Raw genomic sequence first — 417 nt, 5'->3', positions numbered from 1 at the left:
ACGGTACCTGGGCTGCCAACGTACCTGTTGCGATTTCAGAAGGCTTACTGGATGTGAACGTGTCGGTACTGGATGCAGCGGGTAATGTGGCCACGGTGAATACCTCCGGTCTCATCGACCTGACGCTGCCAGTGCTGAACATCAACCCGATCACCGATCTGGCCAGCGATACACCGCTCATCAGCGGTACGTCTGACGAAATCGGCGGTATCGTAACCATCGATATCACAGACGGTAACGGCGATACCCAGAGCTTCAACGCCACAGTTCTCGGCGACGGCACCTGGTCTGCCAACGTGCCCATGGCAATTTCAGAAGGCTTATTAGATGTGAACGTGTCGGTACTGGATGATGCCGGCAATCTGGCAACTGTCAGCACCTCAGGATTAATTGACCTGACACTGCCAGTGCTGAACA

The 417-nt window shown here is 54.7% G+C and carries 1 protein-coding gene; it reads left to right on the top strand.

Annotated features, from left to right (window positions below):
- Positions 1-417: Ig-like domain-containing protein (locus ACXAGR_RS23790; protein WP_474852926.1), on the top strand; the 417-nt coding region annotated here is incomplete at both ends.

The organism is Alteromonas sp. ABH4_457 (assembly GCF_056160625.1).
The sequence above is the reverse complement of the archived record's forward strand: the minus strand, read 5'-3'. Positions and strand labels throughout refer to the sequence as shown.